17 protein-coding genes are annotated in these 22,009 nt (G+C 27.2%); 14 read left to right on the top strand and 3 right to left on the bottom strand.

Annotation, left to right across the window (positions count from 1 at the left end; translation table 11 throughout):
• Positions 1 to 43 precede the first annotated feature (43 nt).
• Both AACH12_RS10560 and AACH12_RS10555 read right to left on the bottom strand, forming a co-directional pair.
• Entirely contained in the window at positions 44 to 319 is a 276-nt protein-coding gene (locus tag AACH12_RS10560) for a hypothetical protein (protein WP_338535380.1), read from the bottom strand.
• Positions 320 to 404: 85 nt separating this feature from the next.
• A complete protein-coding gene (locus AACH12_RS10555; RefSeq protein ID WP_338535379.1) occupies positions 405 to 1,049 on the bottom strand; it encodes a hypothetical protein in 645 nt (214 codons plus the stop codon).
• Between the two features lie 160 nt (positions 1,050 to 1,209).
• On the opposite strand from AACH12_RS10555, the gene AACH12_RS10550 reads away from it, so the two are divergent.
• From AACH12_RS10550 to AACH12_RS10500, 11 genes are all read left to right on the top strand, one after another.
• A complete protein-coding gene (locus AACH12_RS10550) occupies positions 1,210 to 6,111 on the top strand; it encodes a nicotinate-nicotinamide nucleotide adenylyltransferase (RefSeq protein WP_338535378.1) in 4,902 nt (1,633 codons plus the stop codon).
• A complete protein-coding gene (locus AACH12_RS10545) occupies positions 6,108 to 7,367 on the top strand; it encodes a lactate/malate family dehydrogenase (RefSeq protein WP_338535377.1) in 1,260 nt (419 codons plus the stop codon). The genes AACH12_RS10550 and AACH12_RS10545 overlap by 4 nt, the downstream gene beginning before the upstream one ends.
• The gene (locus AACH12_RS10540; protein ID WP_338535376.1) at positions 7,360 to 8,445 is read left to right on the top strand and encodes an NAD(P)H-dependent oxidoreductase; all 1,086 of its coding nucleotides are present in this window, start codon (positions 7,360 to 7,362) and stop codon (positions 8,443 to 8,445) included. Before AACH12_RS10545 ends, AACH12_RS10540 begins: the two co-directional genes overlap by 8 nt.
• A 19-nt stretch (positions 8,446 to 8,464) precedes the next feature.
• Entirely contained in the window at positions 8,465 to 9,691 is a 1,227-nt protein-coding gene (locus AACH12_RS10535) for a molybdopterin molybdotransferase MoeA (protein WP_338535375.1), read from the top strand.
• A gap of 24 nt (positions 9,692 to 9,715) precedes the next feature.
• Positions 9,716 to 11,647 carry a molybdopterin biosynthesis protein gene (locus AACH12_RS10530; protein ID WP_338535374.1) on the top strand — a complete coding sequence of 644 codons (1,932 nt, stop codon included), beginning with the start codon at positions 9,716 to 9,718 and terminating at the stop codon, positions 11,645 to 11,647.
• Positions 11,644 to 12,606 (top strand): GTP 3',8-cyclase MoaA, encoded by a 963-nt coding sequence (gene moaA / locus AACH12_RS10525; protein WP_338535373.1) that lies wholly within the window; start codon positions 11,644 to 11,646, stop codon positions 12,604 to 12,606. The genes AACH12_RS10530 and moaA overlap by 4 nt, the downstream gene beginning before the upstream one ends.
• A gap of 1 nt (position 12,607) precedes the next feature.
• Positions 12,608 to 13,081 (top strand): cyclic pyranopterin monophosphate synthase MoaC, encoded by a 474-nt coding sequence (gene moaC, locus AACH12_RS10520; RefSeq protein WP_338535372.1) that lies wholly within the window; start codon positions 12,608 to 12,610, stop codon positions 13,079 to 13,081.
• A gap of 26 nt (positions 13,082 to 13,107) precedes the next feature.
• Positions 13,108 to 14,022 (top strand): UDP-N-acetylmuramate dehydrogenase, encoded by a 915-nt coding sequence (gene murB, locus AACH12_RS10515; protein WP_338535371.1) that lies wholly within the window; start codon positions 13,108 to 13,110, stop codon positions 14,020 to 14,022.
• A 2-nt stretch (positions 14,023 to 14,024) separates the two neighbouring features.
• On the top strand, positions 14,025 to 14,756 hold the full coding sequence (locus AACH12_RS10510) for a PHP domain-containing protein (RefSeq protein WP_338535370.1): 732 nt from the start codon (positions 14,025 to 14,027) through the stop codon (positions 14,754 to 14,756).
• Between the two features lie 63 nt (positions 14,757 to 14,819).
• A complete protein-coding gene (rapZ, locus tag AACH12_RS10505; RefSeq protein WP_338535369.1) occupies positions 14,820 to 15,683 on the top strand; it encodes an RNase adapter RapZ in 864 nt (287 codons plus the stop codon).
• 10 nt (positions 15,684 to 15,693) lie between these two features.
• Complete coding sequence (locus tag AACH12_RS10500; RefSeq protein WP_338535368.1) at positions 15,694 to 16,692, top strand: gluconeogenesis factor YvcK family protein; 999 nt, start codon at positions 15,694 to 15,696, stop codon at positions 16,690 to 16,692.
• A 24-nt stretch (positions 16,693 to 16,716) separates the two neighbouring features.
• Here the strand turns inward: AACH12_RS10500 and AACH12_RS10495 are convergent, their stop codons facing one another.
• Positions 16,717 to 18,042 carry an HTH domain-containing protein gene (locus AACH12_RS10495; RefSeq protein ID WP_338535367.1) on the bottom strand — a complete coding sequence of 442 codons (1,326 nt, stop codon included), beginning with the start codon at positions 18,040 to 18,042 and terminating at the stop codon, positions 16,717 to 16,719.
• A gap of 195 nt (positions 18,043 to 18,237) precedes the next feature.
• On the opposite strand from AACH12_RS10495, the gene AACH12_RS10490 reads away from it, so the two are divergent.
• The 3 genes from AACH12_RS10490 (at position 18,238) to AACH12_RS10480 (ending at position 21,922) form a co-directional block, all read left to right on the top strand.
• The gene (locus AACH12_RS10490; RefSeq protein ID WP_463671021.1) at positions 18,238 to 19,620 is read left to right on the top strand and encodes a tryptophanase; all 1,383 of its coding nucleotides are present in this window, start codon (positions 18,238 to 18,240) and stop codon (positions 19,618 to 19,620) included.
• 233 nt (positions 19,621 to 19,853) lie between these two features.
• On the top strand, positions 19,854 to 20,831 hold the full coding sequence (gene whiA, locus AACH12_RS10485) for a DNA-binding protein WhiA (protein ID WP_338535365.1): 978 nt from the start codon (positions 19,854 to 19,856) through the stop codon (positions 20,829 to 20,831).
• Positions 20,816 to 21,922, top strand: coding sequence for an HD-GYP domain-containing protein (locus tag AACH12_RS10480; RefSeq protein ID WP_338535364.1), 1,107 nt, complete (start codon positions 20,816 to 20,818; stop codon positions 21,920 to 21,922). Before whiA ends, AACH12_RS10480 begins: the two co-directional genes overlap by 16 nt.
• The last annotated feature ends 87 nt before the right edge of the window (positions 21,923 to 22,009 follow it).

Genomic DNA, 22,009 nt, shown 5'->3' with positions numbered 1-22,009 from the left:
CACAAGTAATAAATCAATATTATTTGTGAGTTTTATTTATGTCTTACTTTAATTTATGATTAGCTTTCGGTGGTAAAAGAATTTTATATACTGCATATATAAATATTAAGATATTAATTAATAAAAGTGCATAAAAAATGGGTGAACCCTGTGTAAAACTCCAAGTTAAAGATAAAAACATTGATGATGTAATTAATACTACAAAAAGTTTAACTAACTTTTCGCCTAGAGTTTCTTTCCTATTTTTATTTTTTTCATATCTTTCTTTATCTATATTTTGTTTTATTTCGAATAAATTAAATCTTTTAACTTTACCCATATTAACTCCTTTTGAAAAATTATTTATTGTTTCTGCTTAATCACTGTTACATTATATCATATGGGTATAAAATTAAGTAAAACATTTAACATTTTTCATCTACTAGAAATCCATTGATGTTTTTATCAAATATTTTATTATCTGTATCAAGTGGTATAACAGATTTTATGGTTGAAAAAGCAAGATAAAGTTTTTGAAAAAAGCTATTATTATCTAAGCAAAGAAAATTAAATAAGCTATTATTAGTAGTATATATTTTTTTTAGTTTAGATTTATAGTATCTTAGTTTTGCATCTGGTTCTATAAAAATTGATAATTTTATAAAATCATCTTCATATTTATATACAATTTCTTTTATAGTTAAATTATATTCAGTTTCAAAAATTTTATCAAATGCATATAGAGAATCAACTGAATCATTATAGGTATTTAATAATCTACATAATATTTTTATAAATTCTTCTTCGTTACTATTGTCGAATAGCATTTTAATATTTGACTCAAGAATTTGTTCGTTATTAAAAAAATCTTTATATTCTTTTTTTAGTTTTTTAAAGTTGCTATATATTTGATTAATCAATTCATTATTTGGCATTTTATTGTTATTAAATGCAGGTTTGATAGGCGTAACTTTTTCTACACTAGTTGCTCCTTGATAAGAAATAGTGTTTTTCTTTTTGTATTTTGTAATATTAGAGTTCGTTTTTTCAATCTTTTTAATATTAAGCATAAAATCACATTCTTTTTTTAATATTTTGTTTCATAATATCTATCGGTAAGTTATTAAATATATTGAATTGTTCTAGTAATATATTAATAAATTTAGAGCATATATATAGTAATTTTTTTAGATACATATGTTACAATAATAGTATACATTGGAGGTGCGAATGGATAATAAGATTAATAAAAAACAAGTTTTTAAAATTGTATCAAAAATAAATAAAAAAATTACATTTTCAAAATTTATTAAAGAGTATGATATTAGAGCACTTACTATAACTGATTTTATACATGATGATATTTTTATTGATAAATTTACAGAATTTTTAGAAAAAAAAGATTTTCATTCGAGTAAAATTTTTGATTTGTTTTATGATTTATTTGTAACTTTAGGTTACGAAGATTCCTTTGATATTTTAGAATCAACTTACAAATTTGCTGTTAATTTATCTTTTCCAGGAACTATAGAAATAAATTTTTCTTCAAGCGAATTAAGTTATATTAATTTACTTTTAAAAATATTAAAGAGTTTTAGTGAGCTTGAAAAAATATATGGCGAAGAAAATTGGAGTACAAAATTTTCAATAAAATTTTTATCAATTGAGGAAGAAGAACAACTAGAATCAAGTCTCGAATATGTTAGATTTAAAAAATATTATTGTAGTGATTATGTAAATGAAATGATGAAATTAAGCCAAGATCTACATGGAAGAACAACACTTGATCATGTTAGTGGAGTTCATTATTTGTCTATGAAAGTTGCTAGACAGCTTAAAACGTTAAAATTTCCAATAGATTTAGGAAAAGTATCAGGAGCAGCTGCTGGGCATGATATAGGCAAGTATGGATGTAAGAAAGACGAATTAAGTAGAGTTGCGTATTATCATTATTATTATACTGGCGAATGGTTTAAGAGGCATAACATTACTTATATAAGAAATATTGCAATCAATCATTCTACATGGGATTTAGAACTTGATAATTTACAAATAGAAGCGCTTCTTTTAATATATGCTGATTTTAGAGTAAAAGCAGATAGTGACAGAAAAATGAAATTTTACACGCTGGATGAAGCGTTTGATGTAATATTAACTAAGCTTGATAATGTTGATGAAGCAAAAGAGCTACGCTATAGAAAAGTTTATAATAGATTAAAGGACTTTGAAGAATTTCTTTTGTTTTTTGACGTTAATATTGATGTGTTTAATGATAATGATGTAAAGGAAGATACAAAAAAAAGAAGAAAATATTATTCTCTTATTGAAAGTGAAGATATTCCAATACAAACTAAATTTGCTTCAATTGAACATAATATAAAAGTTATGTTTAGACTTCGTGATGAAGAATCATTAAATAAATTATTAGAAAAAGCTAGAGATGTTAAAAATTTAATAGCACAAAGGGGCTATATAAAAATCCTTAGGGAGTATTCAACATATCTAACTCACAAACAAAAACTTATTGCGATTAATTATTTGTATGACATTATTGTTACTGTAGAAGAGGATATTAGAGAAAGTGCTTCAAATTTAATAGGAAAACTAATAGCAAATTTTGACGAGGAATTACGAAAAGAAGTACCAAAAGGTGCAATTCCTGAACTTTTAGAGATGACAAGTTTAGGTCTATTTGAAATATATATTTCAAAATTTTTGTTTCCAGATCATAAAATTGTTGATAAACATAGGGTAAGAATAATGTCTAGTGCGAAGAGAATGCTTAAATCTTATTTTGTTGAACTAACAGATGAAAGTAAGATTAATACTTCCTTAGAACTGCTTTCAAATATTTATGATGTTGAAATGGATAATAAAAAACTTGGACGTCATCTTTTAAATTCCGTATCTTATTTTCCAATTAAAAATCTAGATAAAGATCAAAGAAAAATTATACTGGATTTTATTGTGCAAAAGGTAATAGGTGGAAACTATGAAATTAGGCTATTAGCGCTTGAAAAATTATATATATATGCTAATACTTTTGGAAAAGATATATTTGATTATGTTTATTTAGATATTGTATTTGATAAAAATAGACTAAAGAAAAAATCTTCAGTTGAATTGTATTCAATTTTTAAATCATATAGGTGCTTATATGATGATTATAAGGATTTTGAAAATGAAATATATTCTAATATCAAATCATTTTCTGAACTCTATTTAAGTAATTTAAAAACTGTAACCTTAGAAATAGTTAAAAAAATCCAAGTGGAAATTTTATTAAAAACTACTATCAAATATAAGACTCGTGATGCATTTTATACAGCTCTTCATTTTTGTAATTTATTAAAAGTTTCTTCTAAAGAATCTGTAAGAAATTTGGCAGGTCGTGGACTTATTGAACTACTTCCAATATTATCAGTTGAACAAAAAAATGATATTGTTGTAGAGCTTTTAAGGGCTATTGAAATGGAAAGTTATCAAGTTTCAAGATATATTCCAGATTATTTGGGTAAATTGATGCTCTTTACTAAGCCAAAAGAATTAAATGAAATAATAGATGATTTCTCTATTAAAATCAAGAAATCTAATGCCCAAACAGGTATGTTGGTTTTAAAAACAATTGGAGTTGCAGTTCAAAATTATAATGGCTATTCTGCAGAATTTAATGAAAGTAACGAGAAGAATGAACTAAGATTAAAAAAAATGCTAGGTATACTATTAAATGGATTCGTAAGTTTTCTTCCAAGTGTAACACAAACTGCATTTGATGTAATTGGAAGTGATATATTTGCAAATGCTAATATTGATATTGAATTTAAAAGAAAGATATTTGATTTGATTGAGAAAAAATTACTTTCATTAATAATAACTACAAATGAAAAAATTGATCTTGTGTTTTTTAATAACTCTGCTGGACTTAAACATATTTATAGTTTTATTTCTGAATATAATATTAAATCTGGCAAACTTAAATTAACTAAGCATGATAAAATTGCGTTTTTCCCAGGGGCTTTTGACCCATTTTCATTAAGTCATAAGCAGATAGCAACTGAAATAAGAGATTTGGGATATGTTGTTTATCTTGCAGTTGATGAATTTTCATGGTCAAAAAGAACTCATCCTAATTTACGGAGACGAGATATTATAAAAATGTCAGTAGCAGATGAACTTAATATATATACTTATCCAAGAGATTTAATTGTTAATATTTCAAATAAAACAGATTTAGATAATTTGCGTAATACTTTTAAAAATGATGAAGTATATATTGTTGTTGGAAGTGATGTAATAGTAAATGCTTCAGCCTATAAAAACGATGAAGAAAAAGCTATTAAATCTTTTGCACATATAGTATTTGATAGAAATAATTTTGAAAAAAGTAAAGAGGAAATTGAAAATTATCAATCAATTTTTAGTAAACTCCCTAAAAACTCAATTAAATTAAAACTTTCTTCAAAATATGAGAATATTAGTTCAACTCAAATTAGAAATTATATTGATGAAAATAGAGATATTTCAGAATTAGTTGATCCTTTAGCACAAAGATATATTTATGAAAGGGGTTTGTATCAGAGAGAACCACTATTTAAGCAAGTTATGACTATAAAATCGGTAACAATTGAAATTGTAAAAAGACCTAGTTTGAGTTTGCTTGAGGAACTTGCTACTCTTCTTGGTAATGACTTTTCTAAAGATTTTTCGAAATTAAAAGAACTGACTGAATTTAGCGATTATAGAATGATTGTTATAAGAAGTATTTTAAATAATAGAAAAGTTATTGGATTTTCTGGATTTCATTGGCTTCGTTCAAGCGAAATTTATTCTGAATTTGAAGATGAGTATATTGAAAATTATATTAGAGATAACTCAGTTGGTCGAATACTAGTAATTGATGGTATATATTCAAGTGAAAGTTCGGATGATTACAGTAGTGAACAAATAGTATTAACGGAAACATTAGCTTATGCACTTGCAAAAGATTATACTTATGCAGTTTTTAAGAATAAGTTTTCTTATAAAACTAAAAGAAGTCTTATAAATATAATGAAAAACCAGGGCTTTATAGAGAAAAAAGGTGTAAAAACTAAAGAAGATATTTTTGTTGTTGATATGAGTGCACCCTGTACACTTAATTTGGATCTTAAATCAGCAATAAAGGAACCCTATAGAAATTCAAGTAGAATGCTCAAAGTTGTTACAAAAACAAGAAATAGACTTCAGGAAGCTCTAACTAATTTATATGCAGGTAATCTTGTTATAAGCTTCGAGCGAACTATGCTTTATGAAAATTTAATTAAGAAAATATGTGATGAAAATAAAATGCCAACTACACCATTAAAACCTAAAATAGTTGGTGAGGCAATGTGTGTACCATTTGGCGCAATATTTAAAAGATGGATTCTTCCAAATACTGCAACAAAAGCTTTTCATGCAGAAAAATATTTTAAACCAGATTTAACAAAATATAAAATTGATTCATATCCTTATTATTTAGATATAGAAAATCAAGTAAAAACTCTAAAATCTTTTAATAAACCAATTATGCTAGTTGACGATATTTTAAATAAGGGATATAGAATAAAAGCGCTAAATCCACTATTTAAAAAGTACGATGTTGATTTTAAAAAGTTTTTTGTAGGAATAATGTCAGGACGCGGAAAAGCGCTAATGGAAAAGGAAAATATAGAGGTAGACAGTGCATACTACATTCCTAGATTAAAAGTTTGGTTTAATGAAGCTAAAGTATATCCGTTTATTGGTGGAGATGGAGTTATGAAGAAGGTTCTACCTAATAGAAATATTATTCCATCAATCAATTTACTTTTACCATATTCATTTCCAGCATATATTAAAGGGGCTTCAAAAGAATCGATATTTAAACTTAGCGAAGTGGCACTTGAAAATGCAATCGATATACTAAATGCACTTGAAGAAGAATATCAAGATATTAATAATAAAATGTTAACTCTTGGTCAACTTGGTGAAGTTGTTATCACACCAAGATTTCCGGATAAAGGTGAGAATATTTCTTTAGATTTTGATGTTAAAGCTTCTGAATACTTAAAAACAGATCTTGAACATCTTAGAAGATTAAAATCTATGTTTTTAATGGGAGAATATAAATGAAATACTATAAATTAATGAATTCAGTTTTAGTTGATGTAGAAGAAAAAAATGAGTATTTTAAAAAATTTAATGAAATAAATGAAGATCAAGCAAAATTAGGGGAAAAGTTTATAATTTGTATAAATAAAAAAAATAAAAATACAAAATCATATTATAAGCTTCTTTCAAGTAAATTAATAAAAACTAACAACGATGGTTTAGAGTATTTGTTTGATAATGAGTTATTAGAAAATAGTGAGGAATTACCAAAATGGCTAAATGAAAAAATAGAACTTGGAATTGTTAGTATTTATAATTTAGCATATGGCGCGGAACATTTAGAAAAAGCAGAAAATTATTATAATAATACTTTATCTAAAAAGAAAAAAGTTAATGTATTAGGACTTGGAGATGTTGGTGGAATACTCTTAGTTGGTTTAAGGCTTCTAGGGTCGGACTCCATAGAAGAAATTGGAATATTTGATTTAGATAAAAATAAATTAAATAGATGGGAAGCTGAATTAAATCAAATAATAGATTTTAATAATTTGGCTATGCCAAAAATAAAAGTTTTAGAGGAAAAAGACCTATTTAACTGCCATATGTTTGTTTTTAGTGCTAGTAAAAGCGTGCCTGAGGTCGGTTCTGATATTAAGGATGTTAGAGAATTTCAAAGAGAAGCTAATAGCAAAATAATAAGTATATATGCAAAAATGGCAAGAAAAAGAAATTTCAGTGGAATTTTTGCAGTAGTTTCTGACCCTGTGGATGAGCTTTGTAAAGTGGTTTATAGGGAAAGTAATAAAGATGAAAATAACGTTTTTGATTATAAAGGATTACTTGCAGAAAAAATTAGAGGATATGGACTTGGTGTTATGCATGGTAGAAGTCTTTATTACGCTGACAAAATGGGTGTAAATAGTACAAATATTAGAGTTTATGGTCCGCATGGGAAAAACTTAATAGTAGCAAATGATATATTAAATTATGATGAAGAATTATCATACAAGTTAACAAATAAAACCATAAAAGCAAATATGGATATTAGAGAATACGGATATAAACCTTTTATAGCGCCTGCAATTTCAAGTGGTGCTTTATCAATAATTAATACTTTAAGTGGTAATTGGCATTATTCTGCTATTTTTGCAGGTGGATGTTATTTTGGAATTAAAAATAGAGAAACTCAATATGGTCTTGAAATTGAAAGGTTAAAAGTTGACGATAAACTTTATAATAGAATTAAACATTCATATATGGAGCTTTCAAATGAATAATACAAGTGTAATTGAATTTGGTGATTCTTCAAGATTATTAAAAAAAATGTTGCATTCATATATAGATGAGATTGATTTTTTAAAGGTAGATTCAAATACTGATTTTAAGCTTTTTTTTAAAAATTTTCATTATAATAAAATAATTTTTGCTTTTGATTTAAATGTAATTGGAATAAACTATTACGCACTTGAATTTTTAGAGTACTGTAAAATAAATAATATTGACTTTAGTGGATTTTATGGTGGTGTTTTAGTTAAAAGTTTAGGAGAACTTTCTACAAAAAACTTCTCTAAAAAGTTTATCTTTGAAATGAATGAGCTTGGAATGTCATTTATTGGCCATTCTCTAGTAGAAGCTACAAGCACTTTAAATAATTTTAAAACATGGCAAAAGACTATTAATAAATCTAAAGAAGAAATTTGTATTGATATGTCAGCTAGGTTAATCGAACGTATTAAAACATTGGAAGTAAAGAATTTTAATAAAAAAAATATATTGGTACTTCATGCAAGTAGCAATGCTACTTCAAATACATTATCATATTGGAATATGATAAAAAAAAGTATGAAAGAAATTCTTGAAAAGGATGAAATTAATTATAATATTAAAGAACTTCATGTTGAAAATGGTACAGTTACTGATTGTAAGGGGTGTGAATTTACAACATGTATGCATTTTTCTAAAGAGAAAAGTTGCTTTTATGGTGGACCTATTGTAAAAGAAATATTGCCTGCTGTAGAAGATGCTGACATTATTGTTTGGATAACTCCTAACTATAATGATTCAATAAGTGCAATGCTTGTAGCGGTTATAAATAGATTAACGGTTCTTTATAGAAGAATAAGTTTTCATGAAAAAGCGATATTTAATGTTGTAGTTTCAGGAAATTCCGGTAGTGATACTGTCGCAATGCAGGTAGTAAATTCACTTAATATTAATAAAGGTTTTTTTCTTCCAGGAAAATTTTCTTTTAAAGAAACAGCAAATGATCCTGGTCAAATATATGAAATTAAAAATATAGAAAAAATTTCATATGAAAATGCAAAAAATATATGTAACTATATACAAAATAATTAATATAATGGAGAGAATATATATGTTTAATGTTAAATCAATTGAAGAAGTAAAGGAAATTTTAGTAGAAAATTTTAAGGATAGTTATAATAAATTTGAACTAATAGATTCAGTCGATTCTCTTAACAGAATTTTATATGAAGATATTAAGAGCGTGGAAAATGTTCCTCAGTTTAATAAATCAACAGTTGATGGATATGCAGTAAAATATAAAGATATTTTAGGCGCAAGTGATAGTATGCCAATACTACTTAATATGATTGGAAAAGTAGAAATGGGCACTGATGCTAAAATAATTGTTAATGAAGGTGAGTGTGTTTATGTTCCTACAGGTGGAATGCTACCAAATGGTACTGATGCAGTTGTTATGATAGAAAAAGTTGAAGAAATAGATAAAGAAACTATAGCATTTTACACAGATATAACTTTTAATAAAAATGTTATTTTAAAGGCTGATGATGTAAAAAAAGGTGATGTAGTGCTTAAAAAGGGCATTATATTAAGACCTGAAAGTATTGGAGTGTTAGTATCACTTGGTATAAAAAAAATAAAGGTATTTAAAAAGCCTAAAATTACAATTATATCTACCGGTGATGAACTTGTGGATATCGAAGAAAATCTTAAAATGGGTCAAATTAGAGATATAAATACCCATACGCTTAAAGCAATTTCTATTTCATATGGCTTAGAAGTTGTTGAAACGAAAGTGATAAAAGATATAAAAGAAAAAATAACAAAAAGTGCTAAAAAAGCCTATAGTGAAAGTGATATTGTGATAGTTTCTGGTGGAAGTTCTATGGGTGAAAAAGATATGACTGCAGAAATTATTGATTCATTAGGTGATCCAGGCGTTCTTGTTCATGGTATGGCCATAAAACCTGGTAAACCAACTATAGTAGCAAGTTGTGGTGGAAAACCTATTATTGGACTACCAGGCCACCCTGTTTCCTCAATAATTGTTTATAAAGTGCTTATTGAAACTTTACTTGAAAAATGTTTTAATTTTGAAATTGAAAAGAAAAGAAGTTTAGAAGCTACTGCTTTAAGTAATATTCATGCAGCTCCAGGAAGAACAACTTATAAAATGATTAAAATAGAAGAAATTAATAATGAATTCGTATTTGCTCCATCTTATGGAGAATCTGGAATGATTACACTACTTACAACGTCAAATGGTTATACCATTATACCAATCGATAAAGAAGGGATTGTAAAAGGTGAGAAAGTAAGAGTTAATTATTTTTATTAGTAGTATTCATTTCGGAGGAATAAAATGAAAAAAAATAAAAGAGATTATTATTTAAGTAATATACCACTAGAAAAAGCACTGAGTTTAATAGAAAATTCTTTTAAAGATTTTTTTGGAAATGAAGAAGTAGAGAAAGTAAAGGTAATTGACTCTTATAATAGAATAGTGGCTAAAAGTGTAATAGCTAAAATTTCATCGCCCCATTATAATTCTTCTGCAGTTGATGGAATTGCTGTAAAGAGTATAAAAACAATTACAGCAAATGAAAGAAATCCAATTAAACTTTTAAAAAATGAAGATTATATTATTGTTGACACTGGAGATTCTATAACAGAACCATTTAATTCAGTTATAATGATAGAAGATATTGTTGAAGTTGATGAGAATACTGTTGAAATAAGAAGTGCTTCAGTGCCATGGCAAAATATAAGACCTGTCGGAGAGGACATTGTAAAGAGCGAGATGATTATCCCCTCTAATCATAAAGTAAAACCTTTTGATATAGGTGCTATGCTAGCTGGTGGAGTAATAGAAATTGAGTGCTATAAAGTTCCTAGTGTTGGAATTATTCCGACTGGTACCGAGATAATTGAACCAACTTCCACACCAAAAACTGACCAAATAATTGAGACTAATTCTAGAATGTTTGAAAATTTAGTAAGAGAATATGGTGGCAATCCTAAAAGATATAAACCAGTTATTGATGATTATGAATTAATTAAAGATGCAATTTTAAAAGCAAATAAAGAAAATGATATAGTGGTGATAAATGCAGGTTCGTCCGCAGGAACTGAGGATTATACATCTCAAATAATAGAAGATTTAGGAGAACTTATTTTTCATGGAGTAGCTATAAAACCAGGAAAACCAGCTATGGTTGGTAAAATTAATAATAAACCAATAGTTGGTGTTCCAGGTTTTCCTGTTTCAGCATATGTCGTATTTGATATTTTTGTAAAAAATATTATAGATAAAATGCTTCAAAATAATGAAAAAAGAAGTACTGTTAAAGCTATTCTATCAAAAAAAATATTCTCTAGTTTAAAACATGATGAATATATTAGAATTAAACTTGGAAAAGTTGATAATAAGTTAATTGCAACTCCTTTAAAAAGGGGTGCAGGAGTAACTATGTCCTTAGTAAAGGCTGATGGAATGTTTATAATTCCAAAGTCAAAAGAAGTAGTAGAAGCTGGAGAAAAAGTTGATATTCGTCTTTTTAGAGATATTTCTGATATAGAAAATACTATTGTTTCTATTGGTAGTCATGATATACTTTTAGATATTGTCTCAGATATACTTGCTAAGAAAAATAGTTTAGTTTCACTTTCATCAGCTCATGTTGGAAGTTTAGGCGGTATTATGGCACTTAGAAAAGGTGAATCACATATTGCTACATCACATTTATTAGATTTTAATACAGGTATATACAATGAATCATATATATCCAAATTTCTAAAAAATAAAAAAATTTATTTAATAAAAGCTATAAAAAGAGAACAAGGTTTATTTGTTTTAAAAGGAAATAAAGATAAAATTACATGCGTAAAAGATATAATAGAAAAAAAATTACTATTTGTGAATAGACAAAATGGATCGGGAACAAGAGTATTACTTGATTATATATTAAAAAAAGAAAAATTAAATAAAAATGATATAATTGGATATGATAGAGAAATGAATACTCATATGACTGTTGCAACTGCAGTTCTTTCAGGAAGTGCAAAAGTTGGCATGGGAATAAAATCGGTTGCCAATATTATGAATTTAGATTTTATACCAATTGCATCAGAAGATTATGATTTTATTGTTTCAGATGATTTTTATAATTCTAATAATTACAAAGTGTTTTGGAATGTAATAAGTTCGGATGATTTTAAAGAAAAATTAGAAAAACTTGGTGGATATAGTCTGGGTGAATTCAGAGTGAAATGTATTGAAGTTGGTGAAAAATGAATGATAAATATGGAAGAAAAATAAATTACTTAAGAATTTCATTAACAGATTTATGTAATCTTAGATGTAAGTATTGTATGCCTGAAAATGGCGTAGGAAAGATAGAACATGACTCTATTATGAAAATAGAAGAGGTAATTAAAATAGTAAAAGTTATGGTGAAACTTGGAATTGATAAAATTAGATTAACAGGTGGAGAGCCTTTAGTTAAAAAAGGTATTATTTATTTAATTGAGGAGTTAAATAAAATTAAAGAAATTAATGAAATTACTATGACTACAAATGGCATTTTGCTTTATGAAATGGCTGAAAATTTAAAAAGAGCAGGCCTTAGTAGAGTGAATATTTCAATTGATACTTTTGATAAAGAAAAATACTTTGATGTAACAAGAGGTGGAAATCTTGAAAAAGTACTTAAAGGAATCGAAAAATGTAAGGAAATTGGACTTACTCCAATTAAATTAAATACAGTACTTATTGGTGGATTTAATGATGATGAAATTGACACTTTTGTTAATTACACATTAGAAAACGAAGTTGATGTAAGATTTATTGAACTTATGCCAATAGGTCAGGCAAGTGATTGGCATAAAGAAAAATTTATTTCAAATCAAATTGTTTTAGATAAATTTAAAGAGTTAATACCTGTAAAAAGTGAAGATATAAGTAGTCCAGCAAAATATTATAAATTACCAGTTTCAAAAGGAAAAATAGGATTTATTAACCCAGTGTCATGTAACTTTTGTTCAAACTGCAATAGGATAAGACTTACTTCTGATGGTAAAATAAAACCTTGTCTTCACACTAACGAAGAAATTGATATACTTACTTCACTAAGGCGTGGTGAAGATATTAGATCAATTATAGTAAATACGATTTTAAATAAACCTAAGGAACATGAATTAAATGAAAATGGATTTATTCCGATTATTAGGAATATGAACAGCATAGGAGGGTAGAATGGAATTTACTCATTTTAATGATTTTGGCAGAGCGAAGATGGTATCTGTTGAAGATAAAGAAAATACAAAAAGGCTTGCAGTTGCTAGAGGAAATATAAAAGTTTCTAGAGATATTATTGAAAAAATAACAAACAAGTCTATGAAAAAAGGCGATGTTTTATCAGTTGCTCAAATTGCTGGCATTATGGGTGCTAAAAAAACATCTGACATAATACCTATGTGCCATAATATATTTTTAACGGGTGCTGATTTGCAGTTTATAGTGGATGAAAAAAACTCTTTAATAATTGCAGAGTCTACAGTAAAAACTACTGGTAAAACAGGAGTAGAAATGGAAGCACTAACAGCAGTATCGATTGCACTACTTACAATTTATGATATGTGTAAAGCGGTAGATAAGGGAATGATATTGAGTGAAATTAAGTTGATTCATAAATCAGGTGGTAAATCAGGTGAATATAATTTAGTATAATAATAGTTACTTTTAGGGAGAACATAATGGAAATCGAAAGTTTTAAGACACTGATTTTAAATATAGTAGCAAGTGAAAACGTTTATGAAAATGAACTACTTTCAAAACATACTTCTTTTAAAATTGGTGGACCAGCAAAGTTATTAATTGAACCAACAAATATAGAGGAATTAATTAAAGTAGTAGACAAATGCAGAGAAAATAATATAAGATTTTTTATACTTGGAAATGGTAGTAATATTATTGCACTTGACCAAGGCTATGATGGTGTAATAATTAAAATTTCAAATAAGCTAAGTAATGTAGAATTTATAGGCGAAAATGTCATTTGTGAAAGCGGAGTGCTTTTATCGACTTTATCTAAAATGATAGTAGAAAAATCTCTAAAAGGATTTGAGTTTGCATCAGGAATACCTGGAACTCTAGGTGGAGCTATATATATGAATGCAGGTGCTTATGACTCTGAGATGAAAAACGTTGTAGAAAACGTAACTGTCATTGATGAAATTGGTAAGGTAAAAGTGCTTTCTAATGATGAGATGAAATTTGAATATAGAAATAGTGTAGTTCAAAAAAAAGGATATATAGTTTTAAAAGTTAATATAAAACTAGAAAAAGGTATAAAAAGTGAAATTATTGAAAAAATAAATGAATTAACTATTAAAAGGACTACAAAACAACCACTTCATTTGCCTAGTGCTGGAAGTACTTTTAAAAGGCCAAGTGGTTATTATGCAGGTAAACTGATTGATGATGCTGGACTTCGTGGTGTAAAGTTTAGAGGAGCGATGATTAGTTCTCTTCACTCAGGATTTGTTGTTAATGTGGATAATGCCACTTCATATGATGTATTTACCTTAATTGACGTTGTGAAAAAAACAGTAAAAGATACATTTGATGTAAATCTTGAAAGGGAAGTTAGAATACTTGGGAAGGAGTAAATATGTTTGTATTTGCAGATTACCATACTCATACTACTTATAGTCACGGCAAAGGTTCTATTGAAGACAATGTTAAAGTTGCTATTGAAAAGGGATTAAGAGAAATTGCAATTAGTGATCATGGTCCGGGCCATATGGGATTTGGAATAAAAAGAAAAAAATATAAGGAAATGCGCAATGTTATTGACCAACTAAATGTAAAATATAACAATATAAATATTTTACTTGGACTTGAAGCAAATGTTTTGGATATTGAAGGAAATATTGATATAGATGAAGAAATGATGGAATATAATGATATTCTCTTAGTTGGCTATCATTTTGGAAGCAAACCAACAAAGCTTTATAGAGATTTACTTATGCATTTTCATAATTATAGAAGTTCGAAAAGTGATTATAGTTATAAAAAAGTGAAAGAAATAAATACAATTTCTTTGGTCAATGCAATTAATAAATATAGTATTGACTTAATAACTCATCCAGGTGCAAAAGGGCCTATTGATTTGTTTGAAGTATCAACTAATGCTAAAAATAATAATACTGCTCTAGAAATAAATTCAAGTCATGGTCATTTAACAGTTGATGAAATTAAATTATCAATGAATGTTAAAGGGCTAGAATATATAATTAGCAGTGATGCCCATATTCCGACTGATGTTGGTAATTTCTCTAAAGCAATTGAAAGAGCTGAGTTATCAAGTTTGGATATTTCAAGGATTAGAAATGCAGAATAAATAAGAAAACAAATAATTTTAGTAAACTTAAAAATAGTAATTTTCTAGTAAAAAGGAGGAAAAGTGAAACTTACAATTATAACTGGTTTATCAGGAGCGGGTAGAAGTCAAGCAATGAAAGCTATGGAAGACATCGGCTATTATTGTATTGATAATTTGCCTCCAATATTTATACCAAAATTCATGGATTTAATAAGTAAAAATATAAGAGAATTTTCTAAGGTTGCTCTAGTAATAGATATTCGTGGTGGTAAATTTTTTGATGAGCTCTATAATTCATTAGATTATTTAAAAAATAATAATATTGGTTTTGATATTATATTTTTAGAGGCTAATAATAAAGTTCTTTTGAAGAGATTTAAAGAAGCTAGAAGAACTCATCCCCTTCTTCCAGAAGGAAGTATTGAAGAAGGTATAGAAAAGGAAAAGGAAAAACTTTATTTACTTAGAGAAATGTCACATATAATAATAGATACAAGTAATCTTAATATTAGTAATTTTAAAAAGGAACTTTATAAGTATTATTTAAAAGGCGAAAAGAAAGACAATATGAGTATAAGTGTAGTTTCATTTGGATTTAAAAAAGGAATTCCACTTGATTCAGATATGGTTTTTGATGTAAGAATGCTTCAAAATCCATATTATATTGAAGAACTAAAGTATTTAACAGGAAATGATAAAAAAGTACAAAATTACGTTATGAAATTTCCCGAAAGTATAAAGTATTTTGAAAGAATTGTAAATATGGTTGATTTTTTAATACCACAGTGCCTTGTTGAAGGTAGGACTCAATTTGTAATTGCAATTGGATGTACTGGCGGTCAGCATAGATCAGTTACTTTCGCAAATAAATTATATGATTATTTAAGAAGCAATAATAGAGAAGCAAATTTATTGCATAGAGAATTAGCTAATAAAAAAGTATGATGAGGAAGATATGGAAAATTTAAAAATAGTTGCAATTGGTGGTGGAACTGGTATATCAATTTTACTACGTGGTCTTAAAGAAATTACGGAGAATATAACTGCGATAGTCTCGGTAGCAGATGATGGTGGTGGTTCAGGCGTTCTTAGAGAAGACCTTGGAATGTTACCACCAGGGGACATTAGAAGTAATATATTAGCACTTGCAAATACTGAACCTATAATGGAAGAATTGTTAAAATATAGGTTTGATTCTGGAAAACTGCAGGGTCAAAATTTCGGCAACTTACTTATTGCTGCACTTTTAGGTATTTCAGGAAATTTTGAAGAGGCAATAAAAAACGCAAGTGAAATTTTTGCAATTACTGGAAAGGTTATTCCGGTTACAACTGAAGAAATGCATTTATGCTGTGAGCTTGAAAATGGGAGAAAAATTATTGGAGAATCAGCAATCCCTAGAGAGGTTTTAAAACAAGGTTCTTCAATTAAAAAAGTATACTTAAGTGATAATACGATAAAACCTCTTAAATCTGCAATAGATGAAATTATGAAAGCTGATATTGTATTTTTAGGCCCTGGAAGTCTATATACAAGCTTACTAGCAAATATCTTGATTGAAGAAATTGATTTAGCTTTAAGTAAAACGAAGGCTAAAAAAATTTTTATAGCAAATCTTATGACTCAACCAGGTGAAACAGATTCATTTGGAGTAAAAGAACATATAAGTGCTTTTTACAAACATTCTAAATACAAATATATTGATTATATATTTGTGAATAATGGCAATATTTCAGACCAAGTTATAAAAAAATATAAAGAAGAGGGATCTTTGCCAGTAAAAGTTGGGAAAAAAGATATTGACTATTTAAAAAAGTTTGAAATAGAATTATTAGAAGGCGATGTTGTAGAAGAAAAAAAAGGTTATTTAAGGCATGATTCAAAAAAAATGTCTAAATTAATATGTGATTATTTAGTAAATGTTGTTGAAACAAAAATAGAAATATTAAAATAATTTTAATATTTCTATTTTTACTTTTTAAAAAAGTAATTTTATGATTCGGCTTGGTCTTCCGGCTTTTGAAATAACTTTCTTTCCAACAATAGTAGCAAAATTATTTAATTCAAGTTTACTAATAATTCTATTAACACTTCTTTTAGAAAGTCCAAGTTCGTCAGAGAGCTCGGCGGACGTAAAATTGTTTTTCTTATTTTGCTCTATAACACAGTGAAGTTTATAAATAATATTTACACTTAAATCTGATTTTTCTGCTATTTTTAAATACATTTCATCAATAATACTATTTTCTTTTTCACTAGATTTATTAGAAGTAATAGGTCCAATTGTTTTATTGTAGTAAACAAGATAACCCTTGTTGCCACCACTATTTCTAGCTTTTATCATACCTTGATTAGCGTTGTATTTAGCTTCTCTTGCAGTCACACCATAACCAATCCCCATACTAAGCGTATTGTTTGTTTTCTTTGAAACTGTGGCAAGTATTTTAAGATTGTTCATATTTTCAGTTTCGATTTCTAATATTTTTTTAGTAGAAAAAAGTAAATATCCGCTAAAGCCAACTTCAACAACTGCAGCTTGAATTTTTTGAGCAAATAAATATATTTCTTCGGAAACTTTCATTTTATTAAGCATAAGTTGATATTCATTTTCGTTAATAAGTGAATACTCATTTGGAAGGTCAATTTCAATTGATATTACAACTATTTGCCTGTCTTCCATAATTCCAAATTCATGTTTAAGTCTAAAATGTTGAATAGATTGCTTAATTGTATCAATTGTTGGTTCTATCATTATTGTAGGAATATTTTTACTAAGTAAATATTCGTAAATACTTGATATACCAGTAATACAAACAGAAACGTGGTTCTTATAATAATTATCACTATGAAATTTTTTAAGAATCTCAAGTAAATTAGTATTTAAAATATTTGTAGTTGATACAAAAGCCTTATATTTTTCTTTTTCTATTTTTAATTCACTATAAATATTATCAATAGATTCTTTTGAATAAGAATCAATGCTTACATTTCGAACGTCATAGTTATATATTAAATTTGCTTCAAGAAGAGTTCTAATAAGTTGGTTGTTTTCTCTTTTAATATAGGTCCAAGGCTTAATAGAAATCATTTGACTATTAAGAATTTCATAAGGTATTTTACCAGTAAATAGAATACCATCTACATTTTTTTCTTGTATTTTAATATAGTTAACTAAATTTTTAGTTTCTGAGTATTCTTCAAAACGAATTTCTATTATCTCAATATCAGTAAAATTTGCATAAATTACTTCTTTTATCTTTGCTATACTTCGTCTATGACCTACTACTCCAAGTTTAATTTTCATAAATACCTTCCTAGCTGCATAATTTAATAGGTGAATTATTTGAAACGATTTAAAAATCATATAATTTTTCTTTAATATATTATATCAAAGTTTAAAAAACAATTAAAGACATATTAAAGACAATATACAGTCGTAGCTTTAAATAGTATTATTATATTGAGAAGAACATGGATTACTATTTTTAGGGAGGATGATATTGTGAAAAAGTATGTTGCAGAACCTTTTAAAATTAAGATGGTTGAACCGATTAGAATGACAACAAGAGAAGAAAGAGTAGAAAAACTTAAAGCAGCAAACTATAATGTTTTTTATCTAGCTGCTGATGATGTTTATGTAGATTTACTAACTGATAGTGGAACTGGTGCAATGAGTCATGAGCAGTGGGCTGGTATCATGAGAGGCGATGAAGCATATTCAGGTGGTAAGAGTTATTTTAAATTATTAGATGCCGTAAAAGACATTTTTGGCTATAAATATGCACAACCAGTTCACCAAGGTAGAGCTGCTGAAAAGGTATTATTTCCTACATTACTAAAAAAAGGTCAATATTGTATTGCTAATATGCATTTTGATACAACTCGTGCTCATGTAGAACTTTCAGGTGGAACACCAATTGACTGTGTGTGTGAAGCTGCAAAGAATCCTGCAATATACGATGATTTTAAGGGAAATATGGATGTTGAAAAACTAGAAAAATTAATTAATGAATATGGTAAAGAAAATGTTGGTGCAGTTCTTATGACTATTACTAATAATAGTGCAGGTGGACAGCCAGTATCAGTAAAAAATATTAAGGAAACTGCAGCTGTAGCTAAAAAATATGGTATTACTTTTGTAATTGATGCTGCAAGATATGCTGAAAATGCTTATTTTATTAAACAAAGAGAAGAAGGATATCAAGATAAGAAAATTGCTGATATAGTTAAAGAAGTATTTTCATATGCAGATGCATTTACAATGAGTGCAAAAAAAGATGCTATTGTAAATATGGGTGGTATTGTTGGAATTAAAGATAATGCTGAAATGTATGAAAATGTTAAAGCAATGACTATTCCATACGAAGGTTTCATTACTTATGGTGGACTTGCTGGTAGAGATTTAGAAGCACTTGCAATAGGACTTTATGAAGGTATTGACGATGATTATCTTAAATATAGAATCGGTCAAATGGAGTATCTTGGATCAAAATTAAAAGAAGCAGGAGTTCCTTTCCAATTCCCTGTTGGTGGACATGCAATGTTCCTAGATGCAAAAGCATTACTTCCACATATTCCTTACAATGAATTCCCAGGACAAGCATTAGCTCTTGAATTATATCTTGAAGCTGGAATCCGTGCATGTGATATTGGTTCTTATATGATGGGTAATGATCCAGATGGAGTTCAAATTGAATCAGAATTTGAATTTACAAGACTTGCAATTCCAAGAAGAGTTTATACACAATCGCATTTAGATGTTGTTGCTGACGCGATTATTGCTATTAAAGAAAGAGCAAGTGAGATTAAAGGTTATAAAATTGTTTGGGAGCCAAAAGTACTTAGACATTTCACAGCACATTTAGTTCCACTTGATAAATAGAATTGAATAGAAAAATAAATAATAAATAGGTTTAAGTAAAATAGCGCATTCTTAGGAATGTGCTATTTTTATTAAGATTATTCATAATAAATTTTCGTAAAATTTGTCGAAAAAATTTGAATTTTTCATGTATATAGTGTATCCTTTAGTAGGTTGTACTTTACAAACTTCATATAAGTTGCAAAAAATTGCAATTTGTCTGATTATGCTTTATTTAAAAGAAGGGTGCTTACATGTCTTTTTCTTCAAAAACAAAAAATGAATTGTGTAGAATTAAATCTGAAGATAAGTGCTGCATGATTGCTGAACTTAGTGCTATTATTAGAGTTAGCGGAAGTGTGAGTTTAAAAGGAAAAAATCAAATTAGTTTATCGATTCTTACTGAAAATCCTGCCATTGCTAGGCTAGTATTTACATTGTTTAAGAAAGGTTTAAGAAAACATACAGAAATTCTTGTGAAAAAGAGTAAAGTATTTAAAAAAATTAATACATATATTATTAATATTGATGATGCTAAAGATAATTTAGTTACTTTAGGTATTATTAGTTTTGAAAAAGGTTATTTTGAAATAATTCATACAATTCAAGATAAAATTATTGATAAAGAATGTTGTAAAAGGGCATATATTAGAGGTATATTTTTAGGTGGTGGATCTGTTAGTGATCCAGAAAAAGGATATCATCTTGAATTTGTAACACATAGTAAAGATTTTTCTGAAGATTTTATTAAACTTATAAATGAAGAATATGATTTAGATGCTAAATTAATTGAAAGAAAAAATACACATATTGTCTATCTAAAAGAGGGCAATCAAGTAGTTGACTTACTAAATATTATTGGTGCTCATAAAGCACTACTTGATTTTGAAAATGTAAGAATTGTAAAACAAATGAGGAATCAAGTTAATAGAATTGTTAACTGTGAAACAGCAAATTTAAATAAAACAATTAATGCAGCTTTTAGGCAAGTTAAAAATATAGAATTAATTAGAGACAGAAGAGGACTTGAAGTTTTACCGGATTCTTTAAGAGAATTAGCATTTATAAGACTTGAAAACAGAGAATCAAATTTAAGCGAAATTGGAAATATGTTGTCTAAACCACTTGGAAAATCAGGTGTTAATCATAGGTTTAAGAAAATTGAAAGTATTGCAAACGAAATAAGAGAGGAAAGTGTAATAAAAATGGAGGACAAATGCAAAAGAGTATAAGAGAAATATCTACTTCGAGTATTGTTGAAGGAATGATGCTTGCCGAAGATATATTAGATAATGAAGATAATATTCTTTTGTCGGAAGGAATAATCTTAAGAGAAAAATATATTGAAAAAATTAAAGACTTAAATATTATAACTATTAAAATAGTTGATAGCAATCATCTTATAGAAAAAAAGAAGAAGTTTGAAAGTGTAGTAAAAATGGATAAAGTGTTTATTGCTACTAAAGAATACGCTAAAAAAGTTGTTAAATCTACTGTAAAATCAATACTTGAAGATTCAAGTGTAGATTTTGAAAAAATTGAAATGATAGTTTCTCAAATGATTGAAGATATTTTTATGAGTGAGGATATCACATTAAATTTAGCCAAAATTAAAATTTTAGATGATTATTTATTTGATCATTCAGTTAATGTATGTGTGTTTTCTCTTATTATAGGAATTTTTATGCGTAGTGATAAAGATGAACTTAAGGAACTTGGAATTGGAGCAATGCTTCACGATGTAGGAAAAGCATTTGTACCGCAAGATATATTGAGCAAACCATCTAAACTTACTGATAAAGAATTTGAAGAAATTAAAAAACATTCAAAACTTGGGCATATGTCGTTTTCTAAAAAAGTTTCATATGGTGCTGGTGAAGCGATACTTTCTCATCACGAAAATATTGATGGAACAGGATATCCAAATGGGAAAAAAAGCAAAGAAATTCATGTGTTTGCAAAAATAGTATCTATAGCGGATGTCTTTGATGCGCTTACTTCTGATAGAGTTTATAGTAAAAAAATTGATAAGTATTCAGCCGTTCAAATTATGCTTAATGATGTGGGAAAAAAGTTTGATATTAGTATAGTAAATATATTTTTAAAAGCAATAAGTTGTTATCCAATAGGACTCAATGTAATTTTAAATACTGGAGAGTATGGTATTATTGTAAAACGAAATATGGATAGACCCTTAGTTAGAGTGTTGCTTGATAAAAATAAACAGAAAATTCAGGGATATTTTGAAATTGATTTATCAAAAAATCCATCGGTAAATATAGTGAATATTGATCCAAATAAATCCATTATAAAAAATAATTAAAGGTTAAAAAATTATATAATATTTTCTTATATAATTTTTTCGCTTTTTTTGGATATTTTTTATATAATGAAAGTAGAAAGTATTGTA

The sequence above is a fragment of the Helicovermis profundi genome (assembly GCF_033097505.1).
Taxonomy (GTDB): Bacteria; Bacillota; Clostridia; order Peptostreptococcales; family Acidaminobacteraceae; genus Helicovermis; species Helicovermis profundi.
Note: the sequence above shows the minus strand (reverse complement) of the source record. Positions and strands in the feature narration are given on the sequence as shown.